General features: G+C 33.4%; 16 protein-coding genes. 11 read left to right on the forward strand and 5 right to left on the reverse strand.

All coding sequences use genetic code 11. From position 1 onward, the window contains the following. Positions 1-143: 143 nt before the first annotated feature. Positions 144-704 carry an ExbD/TolR family protein gene (locus tag RM538_RS02480; protein ID WP_311331808.1) on the forward strand — a complete coding sequence of 187 codons (561 nt, stop codon included), beginning with the start codon at positions 144-146 and terminating at the stop codon, positions 702-704. Here RM538_RS02480 and RM538_RS02485 read toward each other — a convergent pair. Continuing rightward, positions 701-949, reverse strand: coding sequence for a DUF1456 family protein (locus RM538_RS02485; RefSeq protein WP_311331809.1), 249 nt, complete (start codon positions 947-949; stop codon positions 701-703). The genes RM538_RS02480 and RM538_RS02485 overlap by 4 nt on opposite strands. Before the next feature lie 60 nt (positions 950-1,009). Between RM538_RS02485 and RM538_RS02490 the strand changes: the two genes are divergently transcribed. Continuing rightward, positions 1,010-1,588, forward strand: a complete 579-nt coding sequence (locus RM538_RS02490; RefSeq protein ID WP_311331810.1) for a pseudouridine synthase — start codon at positions 1,010-1,012, stop codon at positions 1,586-1,588. On the opposite strand, the gene RM538_RS02495 is transcribed toward RM538_RS02490, so the two are convergent. Both RM538_RS02495 and RM538_RS02500 read right to left on the reverse strand, forming a co-directional pair. Beyond that, on the reverse strand, positions 1,571-2,215 hold the full coding sequence (locus RM538_RS02495; protein WP_311331811.1) for a LamG domain-containing protein: 645 nt from the start codon (positions 2,213-2,215) through the stop codon (positions 1,571-1,573). The two genes, RM538_RS02490 and RM538_RS02495, sit on opposite strands and share 18 nt — an antisense overlap. Positions 2,216-2,261: 46 nt before the next feature. Next, positions 2,262-2,468, reverse strand: a complete 207-nt coding sequence (locus RM538_RS02500) for a hypothetical protein (RefSeq protein ID WP_311331812.1) — start codon at positions 2,466-2,468, stop codon at positions 2,262-2,264. Between the two features lie 125 nt (positions 2,469-2,593). Here RM538_RS02500 and RM538_RS02505 point away from each other — a divergent pair, with 125 nt between their 5' ends. From RM538_RS02505 to RM538_RS02530, 6 genes are all read left to right on the forward strand, one after another. Continuing rightward, the gene (locus tag RM538_RS02505) at positions 2,594-3,460 is read left to right on the forward strand and encodes a sigma-70 family RNA polymerase sigma factor (protein ID WP_311331813.1); all 867 of its coding nucleotides are present in this window, start codon (positions 2,594-2,596) and stop codon (positions 3,458-3,460) included. A 93-nt stretch (positions 3,461-3,553) separates the two neighbouring features. Further along, complete coding sequence (locus RM538_RS02510; protein WP_311331814.1) at positions 3,554-4,444, forward strand: mechanosensitive ion channel family protein; 891 nt, start codon at positions 3,554-3,556, stop codon at positions 4,442-4,444. A gap of 208 nt (positions 4,445-4,652) precedes the next feature. Then, the gene (locus tag RM538_RS02515) at positions 4,653-5,495 is read left to right on the forward strand and encodes an OmpA/MotB family protein (RefSeq protein WP_311331815.1); all 843 of its coding nucleotides are present in this window, start codon (positions 4,653-4,655) and stop codon (positions 5,493-5,495) included. A gap of 346 nt (positions 5,496-5,841) precedes the next feature. Next, positions 5,842-10,167 (forward strand): Ig-like domain-containing protein, encoded by a 4,326-nt coding sequence (locus RM538_RS02520; protein WP_311331816.1) that lies wholly within the window; start codon positions 5,842-5,844, stop codon positions 10,165-10,167. A gap of 48 nt (positions 10,168-10,215) precedes the next feature. After that, the gene (locus RM538_RS02525; protein ID WP_311331817.1) at positions 10,216-11,142 is read left to right on the forward strand and encodes a PorP/SprF family type IX secretion system membrane protein; all 927 of its coding nucleotides are present in this window, start codon (positions 10,216-10,218) and stop codon (positions 11,140-11,142) included. Positions 11,143-11,156: 14 nt separating this feature from the next. Further along, entirely contained in the window at positions 11,157-13,085 is a 1,929-nt protein-coding gene (locus tag RM538_RS02530) for an OmpA family protein (RefSeq protein WP_311331818.1), read from the forward strand. Positions 13,086-13,227: 142 nt separating this feature from the next. Here RM538_RS02530 and RM538_RS02535 read toward each other — a convergent pair whose 3' ends face one another. Further along, positions 13,228-13,953, reverse strand: a complete 726-nt coding sequence (locus tag RM538_RS02535) for an SDR family oxidoreductase (protein ID WP_311331819.1) — start codon at positions 13,951-13,953, stop codon at positions 13,228-13,230. A gap of 72 nt (positions 13,954-14,025) precedes the next feature. On the opposite strand from RM538_RS02535, the gene RM538_RS02540 reads away from it, so the two are divergent. From RM538_RS02540 to RM538_RS02550, 3 genes are all read left to right on the forward strand, one after another. Then, a complete protein-coding gene (locus RM538_RS02540) occupies positions 14,026-14,637 on the forward strand; it encodes a M15 family metallopeptidase (protein ID WP_311331820.1) in 612 nt (203 codons plus the stop codon). Between the two features lie 74 nt (positions 14,638-14,711). Further along, entirely contained in the window at positions 14,712-14,984 is a 273-nt protein-coding gene (locus RM538_RS02545; RefSeq protein ID WP_432279790.1) for a DUF3817 domain-containing protein, read from the forward strand. Beyond that, a complete protein-coding gene (locus RM538_RS02550) occupies positions 14,981-16,255 on the forward strand; it encodes a mechanosensitive ion channel family protein (RefSeq protein ID WP_311331822.1) in 1,275 nt (424 codons plus the stop codon). Before RM538_RS02545 ends, RM538_RS02550 begins: the two co-directional genes overlap by 4 nt. Here the strand turns inward: RM538_RS02550 and RM538_RS02555 are convergent. Continuing rightward, positions 16,252-16,641, reverse strand: a complete 390-nt coding sequence (locus tag RM538_RS02555) for an acyl-CoA thioesterase (protein ID WP_311331823.1) — start codon at positions 16,639-16,641, stop codon at positions 16,252-16,254. The two genes, RM538_RS02550 and RM538_RS02555, sit on opposite strands and share 4 nt — an antisense overlap. Between the last annotated feature and the right edge of the window lies 1 nt (position 16,642).

Here is a 16,642-nt window from a genome sequence, read left to right on the forward strand (position 1 = left end):
AACGGCAAAAATACTACCATTATTAACTATTTAAAGTATTTTATTAAAACTTTATGAGATTTTAATCCCTATGGTACAGAAAGCTATGACGTTATGGCACTTTATTTGAAGTTTTCAAACTTTAACTTAAAATCCATTGACGTATGAGACATTACAAAAACAGACCCGAAGTGCATGCAGGGAGCATGGCAGATATTGCTTTTTTGCTACTTATTTTCTTTTTGATTACTACGAAAATACCTAATGAAAAAGGTGTTATGCGAGGATTACCACAAAAATGCCCTCCAAATGTTGAATGCAATATTGATCTTAACGAGCGTAATGTTTTGCGTCTCCTTGTAAATGAAAAAGGAGAGTTATTCTTGAATGATGATACTATTGAAATGAATAATCTAAAAAACGAATTAAAAATGTTTATAGATAATAATGGAGATAAAACATGTACCTATTGTAATGGTGATTCAATTATTACTTCTTCAGATAATCCAAAAGTAGCAGCAATATCATTGAGTACACATCGCAAAGCGCCTTATGCAACATTTATTGAGGTTCAAGATGAAATCACTAAAGCATACTATGACTTAAGAATGGTGTATGCTGAAGCGGTTTTACAAAAGAAAACCACAGAACTTTCAGAAGAGGATATAGAAAAAATTAAAAAGGCATACCCTTTTGTGCTCTCTGAAGCAGAAATTATAGATTAACTTTTCTTTTCCTTCTTAGGAGGCATTGGTCCACGTAGATGAATTACAAGGCCATTTAAAAAGTTACGTAAAAATTGATCCCCACACTCCACATATTTGGGGTGATTGGGGTTTCTGTAAATAGCATTAATTTCACTCTTAGAAACAGCAAAATCAACAAGACTACAAATCTTAACGATGTCTTCATCTCGAAGTTTATGTGCTACGCGCAACTTCTTCATTATATCATTATTGGTAAGTGCCATGCTTCTTGTATTTTTGAAAGTATAAAGATACGATGAATACTTTGTAAGCAGCCTATAAACATGCAACATCATTATTTTAAACTTTACAAACCTGCTGGATATTTAAGTCAGTTCGTTAATAATGGTCCAAAAAAGAAATCTAAAAAACTGTTGGGTGAATTACATACATTTCCTAACGGGACAATGGCAGTAGGAAGGCTAGATGAAAATACCGAAGGACTTCTTTTTTTAACAACAGACGGCGCTTTCAATTATAAAATAACAAAGGGAACTATAGAAAAAGAATACTTCGCTCAAGTAGATGGATTAATAACAGATACTGCAATTAAGGAGCTTACTCAAGGTGTAGATATTTCAGTAAACAGTAAACCTTACACTACATTACCAGCTAAAGTAAAAACTATTGAAGCCCCTACTCTAGCACCACCTCCATTTAAAATTAGAGATGCCCGTCATGGACCTACTTCGTGGGTTTCTATTACAATTACTGAAGGAAAATTTAGACAAGTACGTAAAATGACTGCTAAGGTAGGGTTTCCTACTTTACGGTTAGTACGCTACAGGATTGGGGCTGTTACAATTAATGATTTAGAACTTGCAGCGGTAAAACCACTAGACCCATTAATCATTGATGATTAAAAAAGAAGCTCTATATCCTGTGAGTAAATTCCACTCTTTAGCAGAAATAAGCATGTCTTTATCGTCATAAATATGTAGCTCTGCAGTATTAGGTCCTGATGCACCTTGATTTAGCGCAATAAACTCTACTTTATTTATCCCTTTTTCTAAAGGAAGATCAAATCCCTGAAATGAGCCTTGTAGTGTTACGTATGATTGTACTACATTATCATTAACTAGTACACGTATTCTATCACCATCTACAAACTCATGGTCACGATATAAGACGTTTACAGTAGAGGCCTTGGTAATGACTTCACCTAAGTTCTGGTCTCTACCATATTTTTCTGAAGCTTCTTTGTCTTTGGTAAAGTATTTAGGAGCATTGTTAGTTTTATAATCTAAAAGCCCATCCCCTTTCGTAATGTCTAGCTTTTTATCATTCTTGCTAATATTTGGATCTATGTTAGAAGTAATAGGCTTGTTAGGGTTAGTTAAACCTCTAACCTTTGTATTAGGAAGCTTTAAACCTTCCGGAGTTGGGTCATTTTTTTCTGCTTCAATTTTAACTTTAGGCTTTGCTGTTTCAATTTGTGCTTGAACAAAAAAAGTGGTTAATAACAGTAAGGTGAAAAATAAATGCTTCATAATAAACGTTCTGTCACAAAAATAAATCAAAAATTACACCAAAAAATTATTTTTTACTCCTTTTAAATCTTTTTACAAAAAAATATAGCAGTAAGATTAAAATTGGTAATACAATATAAATGATAATATCTGTTGTATTATCCATATCTATTGGTCTATTAGTATCTGGGTGAGGCACTTCGCTTGGTATTTGAGCAACACTATTTATACCAAAAAATATGAATACAATGAATATGATTTTTGAATACTTCATCTTTATAATATAACAAAAAAGCAAAGAAATTGTATTAAGAAATTAACAAATTATGTTAATTTTTTGGAAAAGTGGATTTAAGAGCTTATAATGATTTTCAAATAAAAAACAAAACACACACTTATATGAGACAACTCAAGATTACCAAGCAGGTTACAAACAGAGAAACAAAATCATTAAATAGTTATTTACAAGATGTGAGTAAGATAGAAATGATTACTGCTGAAGAAGAAGTTGAGTTAGCACAAAGAATACGTCAAGGAGATCAAAGAGCACTAGATAAGTTAACAAGATCTAATCTACGTTTTGTAATATCTGTTGCAAAACAATACCAAAACCAAGGACTACGTTTACCAGATTTAATTAACGAAGGTAATGTTGGTTTAGTAAAAGCCGCAAAACGTTTTGATGAAACTAGAGGTTTTAAGTTTATCTCATACGCTGTATGGTGGATACGTCAATCTATTTTGCAAGCAATTGCAGAGCAATCTAGAGTAGTACGATTACCTTTAAATAAAATTGGAGACATTAACAAGATTCGTAAAGCCTCTATACACTTAGAGCAAATTCACCAACGTAAGCCCTCTGCTTCAGAGATAGCAAAGGAGCTTGATATGAGTGAACGTAAAGTAAAGTCTTCATTGAAAAATTCAAATAGAAGTTTATCCATGGACGCACCTTTTCAAGAAGGTGAGAATGACAATAACCTTTATGATGTAATTAGTTCTGGTGAGTCACCAAACCCAGATAACTCGTTGTTACATGAATCTCTAAAGATAGAAATTGATAGAGCCTTAGATACATTATCACCTAGAGAAGGTGATGTGGTTCGTCTTAACTTTGGCTTAAGCGGGCAACCAGCAATGACACTTCAAGAAATTGGTGATACGTTTGATTTAAGTAGAGAACGTGTTAGACAAATTAGAGAAAAAGCTATTAGAAGACTTAGACACGAATCTAAGAGTCATATTCTTATGAAATATTTAGGATAATAAGCCGCTTTAGCATAAACTTTTATAATTTCATTAATTTAATTTAGGCAGATAATTATTAAATTATCTGCCTAATCATTTATAAACCATTTTATGAAACTACAACTAGCTTTTAATATTACCGACGCGCTAAATAAACTATGGGGTAAATTAGAAGGATGGCTAGATGCCATTATCTTAAAGCTCCCAAATTTTATTCTAGCAATATTGGTTTTTGTGATTTTTTACTTCATAGCAAAAGGAGTAAAAAAAATAGTCAACAAAATTTTACTTAGTAGAATCAAAGAGAAGTCAATTCAGCAAATAATTCAACAAATAATTTTTGCTATAATACTTCTAATTGGGTTTTTTGTAGCACTTGGTATCATGGATCTAGACAAAGTATTAACTTCTGTCTTAGCAGGTGCAGGTGTTGCAGGTCTTGCAATAGGATTAGCATTACAAGGAACACTTAGTAATACCGTTTCAGGTTTTATTCTATCATTTTTGCCTAAAGTGAGTATTGGTGATTGGATAGAAAGTGATGGTACGGTGGGAGCTGTTACCGAGATTAACTTAAGAAATATCACAATCAAAAGACCAGATAATAACTATACTATAATACCTAACTCTTCATTTGTAGATAATCCATTTACAAATTATTCAATAACCAAAAGATCTCGTATTATGGTTGCTTGTGGTGTTGGATATGAAAGTGATTTAGAAGCAGTAGAAAAACTTACTGTGAAAATACTAGGAGAAGCTTTCCCACAACAAAACAATGAAGAAGTTGAATTCTTTTATACTGAATTTGGAGATAGCTCGATTAACTTTTTAGTTCGTTTCTGGGCAGATTTAAATAATGGAAAAGAAAAATTTATGCACCAGCATAAAGCAATTAAAGTAATTAAGAAGCACTTTGATGATGCAGAGATTAATATTCCTTTCCCAATACGTACATTGGACTTCGGAAAAAATAAATTAGAAGTAGTAAAAGATAACTAAAAGTTTACTTTTTAATAGTAGTATTTAAAAGAGCGTTTAAAAGCGCTCTTTTTTAATTTACTACGGCCATTATTTTAAATTTTTAAGAGTGTTTAACACATCTACTTAACAACATCATTTATTTAACAAAACAATAGTAATTCTTAGTAAAATTTTTGGTGCAACCCTCTCTTATATTTGTCTCACAAACCATAAATAACTTAGAACAATGAAAAAATTATTCGCAATTACACTAGTAGCTGGATCATTAATAACAGTCTCTTGTGTGTCTAAAAAAAAGTACTTAGAACTTGAAGGAAACTACAACGACACAAGGTCTGAATTACAAAAAACTCAAGTAGAAAAAGAAGAAATTGAAGCAAAGTATGCTAAGATTGAAGAGCGTGTTGCAAACTATAATGCTAAGATTAGCTCCTTAACAGATAGTAATAATGCAAAATTAGAGCAGTACGAGAATGTTGTGTTATCAAACAACGACAAGGAAAAGATGAAAAAAGCCTTAGCAAATGTTGATCAAAACAAATTAGCAGAAGCAAAAACGCTACAAGATTCAATGAACCTCATTGTCTCACACAACCTAAAGAAGAATCTTGATAACTCTTTAATTGCAGAAGGTGAAGAAGACGATATTGAAATAAATATTGATGAGACGGTAGTAATGATTACTATATCAGATAAGCTTTTATTTAAGTCTGGAAGTTATAAAGTAAATCCTAAAGCAGATAATTTACTTGAAAGGCTTGCAAATGTTATTAATAGCGAGCCTGCACTAGAGGTAATGGTAGAGGGTCATACCGATGCACAAACTGTTAAACCTGGTTCATATATAAAAGACAACTGGGATTTAAGTGTAGAGCGTTCTACGGCAGTAATAAGAAAATTGCAAGAAGACTTTAATGTTGCACCAGAAAAATTAATTGCAGCAGGTAGAAGTAGTTTTCATCCTTTAACAGAAAATGAATCTAAAGAAGGAAGAGCAACCAACAGAAGAACTAGAATTGTGATTCTTCCAAATCTTGATAAGTTTTTGGCCTTACTTTCTGCCAACTAATAAACTGAAAGTAAACACTTATGTAAGCGCAGCTATGTTATCCATCGCTGCGCTTTTTTAATGTCAACACTTCTTTTAATTAACAATTTATTAACATTTTATTATGATAATATTACCTTTTATCGATTAATTTAGCATTATAACCGTAACAACTCCCTATAATTTTGTTTCGCTATAGAAACGTTTTTTGACATTTTGAATATTTAAGATAACTCAAAAGTAGTTTGCTTACCAACAAACAATTTTGAAATTATCTTATTTAGAAAGAATTAATAGAAGAAAGTATCCCCAGATTCTATTAATAGATATAATCAATAAAGTAAGTTGAATTTAAAATTACCTACTTATGAAACTTTCTACAACTATCCAATGGGGATACTATGTATTAAAACAATCAATACTTTTTAGTCTAGTATTGGGAATTACTACTAGTGCAAATGCACAGACAAAAATTGTCGCAAATCAAATTACTTTTGAGAGTAATGTTGATAATTCCGCTAACACAGTCATCGAAAATGGCGATTTTGGAACCTTAAATTCTTATGGAGGTATTGCAATTGGAGTTGGAGCGTACTCTGGAGAATTAGAGGTAGAATATCCAGCTACAGTACCAGCAAATACTACAAGTTACGTCCGTATAGACTTTGACGAAGATTTTCTTAACTGCCTTCTTGGAGGAAACCTTGGGGGGCTTTTGGCAGATTTGGTAGGAAACATCATATTTGGAGACCACTACTTTGAAATAGAAGCCCGTAATGGTACAACTACAGTACTATCAAACACTTCAACTAATCCACCTAGTAGTGAGAGCTTTAGAATTGTTGTTGATAAAGATGGTAATTACTACATTGCTATTACACCAGATCAAGATTACAACCGAATTTACATTGAAGACAATACAGATGCATTGTTACTTGGTGTCTTACAAAGTACAGATGTGTACAATGCATTTTATTTTACAGATAATCAATGTGCAACAGATCCTCTTTTTACAGATTTTGATGGTGACGGAATTACGCTAGATGCAATTCAACTTGGCGGTGCTGGAGTTACTAATCCAGAATTTGCTATAGATGACGATCCAGATAATTATTCAGAAATAAGCATGGGAACCCTTGGCATCCTTGGCTCTATGGAACAAACTGTTTACTTCCCAAATCCATACACTCCTACTGATGATTTTAATGTGACACTTGCTGTCGACCCAACCTTACTTACATTGGGTCTATTAAACAATGTAGAAGTTTCAGCGTGGAACGGAACTCAAATGGTTTTTGAACAAGATATAGCATCTGTTATTAATTTAGATGTGCTTACGTTATTACAAAACGGACAAAGAGCAGATGTTCTTTTTGAACCTGGAGCAACTTTTGATAGGGTTAGTATAAGTATTTCCTCCCTAGTAAGTGTAAACCTTGCACAATCTTTAGACTTCTATGGTGTAACAATAATGGGAACTGTTGCTCCTACTACAAATAGTACAGACCAAGATTTTTGTGTAGTAAACAATCCAACTGTTGCAGATATTCAAGTAAACGAAGGAAATGTTACTTGGTATGATGCGCCAACAGATGGTACTGCTTATGAAGATACAGATCCATTAATTAACGGGAATAGCTATTATGCAACACAGACTATTGATGGCTGTGAAAGCGAAGAAAGACTTGAGGTTACTGTTTCTATAGGAGATGCTGCAACACCAACAACAAACAGCCCTAATCAAAACTTTTGTTTAGTAAACAACCCAACTGTTGCAAATTTACAAGTAAACGAAACTGTAACGTGGTACAACGCCCCTATAGATGGTGCAGCTTACAATGCTACAGACCCATTAATAGATGGTGCAGCTTATTATGCTGCACAAACAGTTGATGGATGTGAAAGTTCCGTTAGACTGGAGGTTGTTGCAAATGTAGATGATGCCGCAACACCAACTACAAGCAATACCGACCAAGATTTTTGTGTAGTTGATAATCCAACAGTTGCAGATATTCAAGTAAATGAAACTGTAACGTGGTATGATGCTCCTACAGATGGAACTGCATATGATAGTACAGACCCCTTAATTGATGGAACAATCTATTATGCAGCACAAACTGTAGATGGCTGTGAAAGCTCTGTTAGGCTTGCAGTAGACATAAACGTTGGAGATGCACCAACACCAACCACAAATAGTACAAATCAAGATTTTTGTGTAGTAGATAATCCAACAGTTGCAGATATTCAAGTAAATGAAACTGTAACATGGTATGATGCACCTATAGCCGGAACTGCTTATGATGCTTTAGATTTGCTAATAGATGGTGCTACTTACTATGCAGCACAAATTATAGATGGCTGTGAAAGTTCAACTAGATTAGCAGTACTTATAAATGTTGGAGATGCTTCAACACCAACCACAAATAATCCCAGTCAAGATTTTTGTGTAGTTGATAATCCAACAGTTGCAGATATTCAAGTAAACGAAACTGTAACATGGTATGATACACCAATAGGTGGTACTGCATATGCACCAACAGATCTACTTATAGATGGTACAACTTATTATGCAGCTCAAGTAATTGGAAGTTGTGAAAGTTCAGATAGATTAGCGGTGGCAGTTTCGGTTGGAGATGCTTCAACACCAACTACCAATAGTAATAATCAAGATTTTTGTTTAGCAAATTCTCCTACGGTAGCAGATATACAAGTAAATGAAACAGTTACATGGTATGATGCTCCAACTGGAGGTAATCCTTATAGTACTACAGCCCCTTTAATTGATGGAACAACCTACTTTGCATCTCAAATTATTGGAAATTGTGAAAGCTCACAGCGATTAGCCGTAACAGTTGAAGTAGGAAACACCCCTACTCCTACTACGGATGACACATCTCAAGGATTTTGCCTAATTGAAACTCCAACAGTTTCAGACATCCAAGTAAACGAAACAGTTACTTGGTATGATGCACCAACAGGAGGTAATCCTTATGCAAGCACAGATCCTTTAATAGACGGAAACACTTACTATGCATCGCAAATTATTGGTGGATGTGAAAGCTCACAACGCCTTGCTGTTCTAGTTACTATAGGAAATGCAGAAACTCCAACTACTGAAAATCCAAATCAAGACTTTTGTGTTGTTGAAAATCCTACAGTTGGAGACTTACAAGTAAATGAAACAGTTACTTGGTACGATGCACCAACAGAAGGGACTCCCTATACAAGTACAGATTTATTAGTAAATGGAGGCACATATTACGCAGCACAAATAGATAATGGTTGTGAAAGTTCTGAGAGATTGGCTGTAAATGTTACAATTAGTGATGCACCTACGCCAACTACAGAAAGTGACACTCAAGACTTTTGTTTAATGAACAACCCTACTGTTGCAGATATTCAAGTAAACGAAACAGTTACATGGTATGATACACCAACAGGAGGTAACCCATATGACAGTTCAGACCCGCTAGTAAATGGAGTAACATATTATGCTGCACAAACTGTAGATGGATGTGAGAGTTCACTTCGCCTTGAAGTTACAGTATCAATAGGAGATGCTCCAACTCCTACTACTAATAACACAGAACAAGACTTTTGTGCTACAGACAATCCAACTGTTGCAGATATTCAAGTAAATGAAACAGTTATTTGGTATGATGCACCAACAGAAGGTAATCCTTATGCAAGCACAGATGCATTAATAGATGGAAACACTTATTATGCATCACAAATAGTAGATGGATGTGAAAGCTCACAACGTCTTGCTGTTCTTGTAATCTTAAATGGAGTTGCCAATCCACTTATTACATCAGATGCAGGCAGTCAAGTATGTCTAAGCACAGCAGTTACATATACTACTGAGGCTAGCAATTCTGACTATATATGGAATGTTACCGGAGGTACAGTAATGGATGGTGGAGGATCCAACGATAACTTTGTTACAGTACTTTGGGATGAGCTAGAGAATACAAATGTTGAAGTTTCTTATGAAACTCCAAGTGCTTGCGGTAGCTCTGCCACAACAACATTAAATGAAACAGTTGAAGTATGTGCAGATTTAACGATAACAAAAACTGTAAATAACCCAACACCAATGGTTGGTGAGAATGTAACATTTACTATAACAGTAACAAATAATGGCCCAAATGATTTTGTGGATTTATCTGTTGAAGAATTAATGCCTTCAGGCTATGAGATGGTAAATTTTAATACATCTATAGGAAGTTATAATGCTACTACTGGAATATGGTCTATAGAATTAATCCCAACCGATGCTGTTGGAGTATTAAGAGTAGTGGGTGAAGTATTAGGGCAAGGAGATTACCTAAATACAGCTTCTATTATGGAGTCTAATCCCATAGATGCTGATACGCAAAACAACATAGCTAGAGCGAGTATTGACCCAGTATGCTTATTTGTCTATAATGAATTCTCGCCCAATGGTGATGGTATTAACGATACCCTAGTTATCTCATGTATAGAGAACTTCCCAAATAACCAAATACAAGTATTTAATAGATACGGAAGCCTTGTCTATAAGGAGCAAAATTACTCTAATAATTGGAATGGAGTTGGAAATGTAAATGGTGTTTCAAAAAGGGATCAACTCCCATCAGACACTTATTATTATGTCTTGGAACTTGGAAATAATGAAAAACCCAAAACCGGGTGGTTATTTCTAATTAAGTAATTCTACGAAAGACAATTCAATTAATTCAAATTATTAAAAAGAGAAATAATGAAAACTTCAATCATATACAAAACAATGGGATTACTAGTGTTTATAATTACTTCTAGTAATATAAATGCGCAAAATAGTCCTCAGTACACACAATACATGTATAATACAATGAGTATAAACCCTGGATATGCTGGATCGCTTGGTACTTTAGACATCGTTGGGACCTATAGAGATCAATGGGTTGGCATAGAGGGTGCTCCAGTAACACAAAACCTTGGAATTCATGCTCCGTTACGAAACGATAAAATGGGTCTAGGATTAAATATTGAAAATGATAACCTTGGTCCTGCAAGCCAATTTTTTGCAGATGGTAATTTTTCATATACATTACAGTTAAGCCCTACCGTTAAAGTAGCACTTGGTGTAAAAGCAGGGATAAAATTATTTAACGTTGATTTTACTGAAGGAACATTTCAAAACCCAAACGATCCACTTGCTCAAAATATAGACAATAGGATAACTCCCACACTAGGAGCTGGAGCTTTTTTCTACACAGATAACTGGTATATAGGACTTTCGGTTCCAGATTTTACAGCAGATGACTTTTATGATGATGTAGAGCAAGCAGTTGCTCAAGAAGAGATACAATACTTTTTGATGGGAGGTTATGTTATAGATATGAGCCCAAGCCTAAAGTTTAAGCCAGCATTTTTATTAAAATATCTAGATGGTTTTCCTGTAGTAGTAGATGTGTCTGCAAACTTCCTATTTAATGAACGGTTTACTCTTGGAGCAGCATATCGTTATGAAGATGCAATAAGCGGTCTAGCGGGTGTTATGGTTTTTGATGGATTTTTTGCTGGATATTCTTATGATTATACCCTAACTGATTTTTCAGATTATAACTCAGGAACACACGAGATTATATTACGATATACTTTACCTAAAAAGAGTAAGAGAGTTAATTCACCAAGATTCTTCTAAAAAAACAAGTTACCATGAAATTTATACTATACATACTATCTATCTTAATAGCAACTACTGCTTTTTCACAAGCTGAACTTAAAAGAGCAGACAGGTTATACAATAATAATTCCTTTATAAAAGCAGTAAAAGTTTACGAAAGCTATATAAATGAAGCCAATAAAGTTGAACTTGAAACATATTTAAAAGCTGCGGAGGCTAATTACAATGTAAATAATATGAGGCAAGCTGCCACCTATTATGAAAAGGCATATTCGCTTTCAAATACCTTAGAAAAACAACACGTCTCAAGATATACTAGATGCCTTAGAAGTGTTAGAGAATATGACAGAGCAAACACTATCTGGCTCTCCTATCTAGATTCACAGGGAGATAAAGAAGCTATAGTTAGCTACAAAAAAGAACTAGAAAAGTTTGAAGTAATTCTTAATGATGAGACTCCTTCAAGGTATACACTAATTAATTTAAACTCAAATACAGAGTATTCAGACTTTGGTACTGCTTCTTTTAATGATAAAATTGTTTTTTCTTCTTCTAGACCAGGTGCCGCAAAAGAGCTATACGCCTGGAATGAACAACCCTACTTAAGCCTTTTTGTTGCAGATACAACAAGTAGCGGAGACTTGAAGAATCCAAGCCTACTTTCAAGACAAATAAATACAGAATTTCACGATGCTACTATTGCATTTTCTAAAATAAACAATACCGTTTACTTTGCTTCGAGCAATATTAACAAAAACAGATTGGTGCTTGATTATTCTAGAAATAACAACTTCAAGTTATATAAGGGAGTAATTAAAGATGGAAAAATAATAAACAAAGAAGCTATACATTTTAATAGCGATGAGTACTCTATTGGTCATCCTCATGTAAGTGATGATGGTAAATTATTATTCTTTGTTTCTGATATGCCAGGAGGATATGGAGAGGCAGACATTTATTACGCAAAAATTTATGAAGATGGAATGATTTCAAACCCTATTAATGCAGGCCCTTTAGTAAATACACATGGCAATGACTTCTTCCCATTTACAATTGAAAATGCTTTTTATTTTGCTTCAGATGGTCATGCAGGTTTTGGAGGGTTAGATATTTACGAAGGTATATTTAACTCAAAAGATGGTTTTTCTGAAATTAAAAATATAGGAAAGACTGCAAATACTGCTTATGATGACTTTGCAATTTACTTTAACGAGGACCATGAAACAGGGTATGTTTCTTCTAATAGACCTAATGGTAAAGGGGATGACGATATATATTATTTCAAGAGAGAGCCACTTCCTTGTGATCAATTCATTACAGGGACAGTAATAGACAAACAATCTAGACAGGTTTTATTTAATACTAAAATTACACTCAAGGATTTAGACAATAATTTACTATTCTCATTAGTGACTAATGAACAAGGAGCGTATTCAACTGAAATACCATGCGAAACAAGAGTTGTAATTTCTGCTGAAAAGGAGAAATATATTTCAGCAACTAAAGAAGCAGAAACATTTGATATAGATGGAGATTATACAGCCCCTACAGACTTTGAACTTAACAAGATTGAAGACATTATTGTAGTAGATGAAGGAGTAGAAAAAATTAAACTAGATCCTATCTTTTTTGAGTATGATAAATCGGAAGTTACGCCACAGGCAGCTATGGTATTAGATAAAGCGGTTTCTGTTCTTAATGATATCCCAGATATGGTTATTAAAATAGAGGCACACACAGATTCTAGGGGAAGCGATGAGTATAATTATGAATTGTCCAATAAAAGAGCAAAAGCTACGCAAGAGTACTTATATAGCCAAGGTGTTGATAAACGTAGAGTTGTGAGTGCAAGAGGGTTTGGTGAGCGAATGTTATTAAACAAATGCAAAAATGGAATAAAATGTAGTGATGAAGAACATTTTAAAAATAGAAGGTCAAACTTCATTATAGTAAAAAGATAATACATAAATAACTATACATCATCTTTAATGGGGATTAAAAGATAAGTAGGTTGTTTATATCTGCAGGGTTAACGAGTTAGATTTGGTAAACCTTTTAAGTTAACCCTGCATAATTTAAATCTATATATTAGCAATCAAAAAATTACTTAGCAGATGGAGGTACTGTTGGCCTAACTTCTATTTTGCTTGGTAATGTTCTAGGATGCATTTTTAATAAATCTACAACAAGCTTCCCTATATCCTCACTTTGTATCTTCCAAGCATCTTTTTCATTAGGCTCATTATTATTAAAATAGGTAGCTACAGAGCCTGGCATAATAGTACTCACTTTAACATCGTGTTTTCTAACGTCCAACATAGCTGCTTGTGTAAATCCAGTTAGTCCAAATTTACTTGCATTATATGCACTTCCCCCAGCAAAAAAATTAGTCCCTGCTAAGCTAGAAATACTTATGTAATAACCTTTGTTTTTAATAAGTTGCTCCAATCCAGCCTTAAAAGTATAGAAAGCTCCTGTAAGATTGGTATCTATGGTTTCTTTCCATTGCTTAATAGATAAATCCTGGATGGAACCAAAATGACCTAACCCAGCATTCGCTATTACTATATCAATTTTCCCAAACTCTTTAACGGTTGTTGCTATAGCATCTTCTTGATCCTTATAATCTCTAACATCTGCAACTATACCAATAGCATGAACACTATCATTACCTTGAGAGTTTAACAAACTTGCTGCCTCTTTTACGTTGGCTTCACTCCTACTTGTAATAGCAACATTAATTCCATGTATTAATAATTTTTGAGCAATACCAAATCCTATTCCTTTGCTTCCACCAGTAATTAATGCAACTTTTCCTTTTAAATTCATAATCATCAATTTTTACTCAAAGTTACAAAGGACTACTAGCTTTTGTTATTAAATAATCCTTAATTTTAAAGAATGAGAATATTTTTAGCTTTCATAATAATTATAACTGTTAGTTTCACTTCTCAAGAACAAAAGACAACACTAGTCAATTTAAAAGAGCTTTCTTCAACATTTGATTATGAAATACGTTATGCTACACCTAATAACTTTATAGGCGAAACACTTTATGAATGCGAAGCTTGTTTACTTCAAAAAGAAGTTGCAAATGCACTCATCCAAGCTAATGAGTACTTTTGTGAGTTAGGTTATAAAATTAAAATGTATGATTGTTATCGTCCATTATCTGTACAAAAAAAGATGTGGGCCAAAGTACCAAGACCCACCTACGTAGCTAATCCCTATGGCAAAGGAAGTATCCATAATAGAGGTGCTGCTGTGGATATTACACTTGTTACACTAGATGGCTGTTATGTTGAAATGGGAAGTGATTATGATTTTTTTGGGCGTGCTTCTCATATTGATAATTATACTTTATCTGAAGAAATACTGTATAATCGAAACATACTTCAAACCGGAATGAAGAAATTTGGATTTCAAACTGTAAGGACAGAATGGTGGCATTTTAGTTATAGAAAAAAGAGTTACACAGTTTTAGATGAACCATTACCTTGTCACAAAAAATAGTTAATAACAACACCTAAAAGATTTATAATTTTTACAAATACTATCTTTGTATAAAGATTCATGATTTGAAAAAAATAATTAAGATTTTTAGAATTATAAGTACACTAGAAGCAATTTCATTTTTAGTATTATTAGGTATAGCAATGCCACTAAAGTATATCTGGGAACTTCCTAAAATGGTTGAAATTGTTGGGATGGCACATGGTGTTTTGTTTTTGTTATACATTGCCGGTGCTGTTTATGTTTCACAATTGCTTAATTGGTCCACAAAAACATTAGCAATTGTTGTTTTGTGCTCTATTTTACCATTTGGTCCCTTTTACGCAGAACGTAAATATTTACCATGAACGAAAAATTAATAACTACAGTAATTGAGTTTTTTAAAGAGTTATTTATTTCAAATGGAATGAATAATAATCTTGCTTCTATCCTAGGAGTATTGCTTAACTGTATCATTTTCATTTTTGCAGTTACATTATTAGATATTATTACTCGTAAGTTTATTGTTCAAGGCTTTAAAGTATTTAGCAATCGCTCAAAAAACACCTATGACGACTATTTAGTTAAAAGTAATTTTCCCCGTTATATAGCTCATTACGTTCCGTTAACACTTTCTTGGTACTTTATACCTTTTCTCTTTGAGGACTTCCCTCTTATAGAATCTGCACTTTTAAAAGTTGTTGATATCTATTTGGTAGTATTAAGTGTTCTTGTGATAAGGAGTATTTTACGAACCACCAAAAACTATTTAGATAAAGACCAAGACTATGCAGATAAGCCTCTACAAAGTTATTTGCAGGTATTAATGATATTTGCATGGGGTATTGCCATCTTTTTTATCGCAAACATTTTAACAGGTTTTTCTGCAAAAAGTCTTACTACTTTAGGTGCAGCCTCTGCTATTATACTATTAATCTTTAAGGATACAATACTTGGCTTTGTTGCAAGTATCCAAGTTACTGTGAACGATATTGTACGAATTGGAGATTGGATTACCTTTAGTAAATATGGAGCAGATGGTCATGTGACTGAAATTAACCTAGCTACTGTTCGAGTACAAAATTTTGATAACACCTTTACCACTATCCCAACATATAGTCTTACAGCAGATTCTTTTCAGAACTGGCGGGGTATGCAGGAGTCTAAAGGAAGACGCATTAAACGTTCAATCTATATAAAACAAAACTCAGTACGTTTTTTATCTTCTGAAGATATTGAGCGTTTAAAAAACATTCAATTAATAAAACCTTATATAGAGCATAGAGAAAAAGATGTAGCAAAATATAATAGACAAGTTGAAGCAGATAAAAGCTTATTAATCAACGGAAAAAACCAAACTAACTTAGGAGTTTTTAGAAAGTATGCAGATGCTTTTTTACATGAAAACCCTGCAATAAATAAGGATTTATTTTTAATGGTAAGACACCTAGCTCCTACTGATAAAGGAATCCCTGTTGAAGTGTTTTGCTTTAGTTATGATAAAAATTGGGAGAATTATGAACACATACAAGCTGATATCTTTGATCATCTATTAGCTGCCGTATCCTATTTTGACTTAGAAATTTTTGAAACTCCGAGTGGGAAAGATTTTAAAGAGCTTGTCAGCCTAAAAGACTAATCAGCCAATCTATCTTTTACATATTCTACTTGTGTTTTTCCATGAGGTTTTGGTTTCCCATTTTCATCTAGACTTACCATAATAATGGTGTCTATGGTAATAATAACTTCTCGTGTCATTTTATTACGTACTTCACAAGCAAGTGTTAAGGAGCTGCTTCCAAACTTTACTACTTCAATACCTATTTCAATTATATCCCCTTTTCTCGCAGAACTTCTAAAGTTTATTTCACTCATATACTTCGTTACCGTACGAGTGTTCTCTAACTGAATTATAGCATATAAAGCTGCCTCCTCATCTATCCACTCTAGAAGTCTCCCGCCAAACAGCGTTCCATTTGGGTTTAAATCTTCAGGTTTAATCCATTTACGTGTGTGAAAATTCATT

Source organism: Patiriisocius hiemis (assembly GCF_031846325.1).
Lineage (GTDB): Bacteria > Bacteroidota > Bacteroidia > Flavobacteriales > Flavobacteriaceae > Patiriisocius_A > Patiriisocius_A hiemis.

Excerpts from the sequence above, each read along its gene's own strand:
- RM538_RS02535 (WP_311331819.1), bottom strand. The coding sequence starts at position 13,953 with ATGAATTTAAAAGGAAAAGTTGCATTAATTACTGGTGGAAGCAAAGGA.
- RM538_RS02515 (WP_311331815.1), top strand. The coding sequence starts at position 4,653 with ATGAAAAAATTATTCGCAATTACACTAGTAGCTGGATCATTAATAACA.
- RM538_RS02525 (WP_311331817.1), top strand. The coding sequence starts at position 10,216 with ATGAAAACTTCAATCATATACAAAACAATGGGATTACTAGTGTTTATA.
- RM538_RS02500 (WP_311331812.1), bottom strand. The coding sequence starts at position 2,468 with ATGAAGTATTCAAAAATCATATTCATTGTATTCATATTTTTTGGTATA.
- RM538_RS02530 (WP_311331818.1), top strand. The coding sequence starts at position 11,157 with ATGAAATTTATACTATACATACTATCTATCTTAATAGCAACTACTGCT.
- RM538_RS02550 (WP_311331822.1), top strand. The coding sequence starts at position 14,981 with ATGAACGAAAAATTAATAACTACAGTAATTGAGTTTTTTAAAGAGTTA.
- RM538_RS02540 (WP_311331820.1), top strand. The coding sequence starts at position 14,026 with ATGAGAATATTTTTAGCTTTCATAATAATTATAACTGTTAGTTTCACT.
- RM538_RS02555 (WP_311331823.1), bottom strand. The coding sequence starts at position 16,641 with ATGAATTTTCACACACGTAAATGGATTAAACCTGAAGATTTAAACCCA.
- RM538_RS02520 (WP_311331816.1), top strand. The coding sequence starts at position 5,842 with ATGAAACTTTCTACAACTATCCAATGGGGATACTATGTATTAAAACAA.
- RM538_RS02490 (WP_311331810.1), top strand. The coding sequence starts at position 1,010 with ATGCAACATCATTATTTTAAACTTTACAAACCTGCTGGATATTTAAGT.
- RM538_RS02505 (WP_311331813.1), top strand. The coding sequence starts at position 2,594 with ATGAGACAACTCAAGATTACCAAGCAGGTTACAAACAGAGAAACAAAA.
- RM538_RS02480 (WP_311331808.1), top strand. The coding sequence starts at position 144 with ATGAGACATTACAAAAACAGACCCGAAGTGCATGCAGGGAGCATGGCA.
- RM538_RS02495 (WP_311331811.1), bottom strand. The coding sequence starts at position 2,215 with ATGAAGCATTTATTTTTCACCTTACTGTTATTAACCACTTTTTTTGTT.
- RM538_RS02485 (WP_311331809.1), bottom strand. The coding sequence starts at position 949 with ATGGCACTTACCAATAATGATATAATGAAGAAGTTGCGCGTAGCACAT.
- RM538_RS02510 (WP_311331814.1), top strand. The coding sequence starts at position 3,554 with ATGAAACTACAACTAGCTTTTAATATTACCGACGCGCTAAATAAACTA.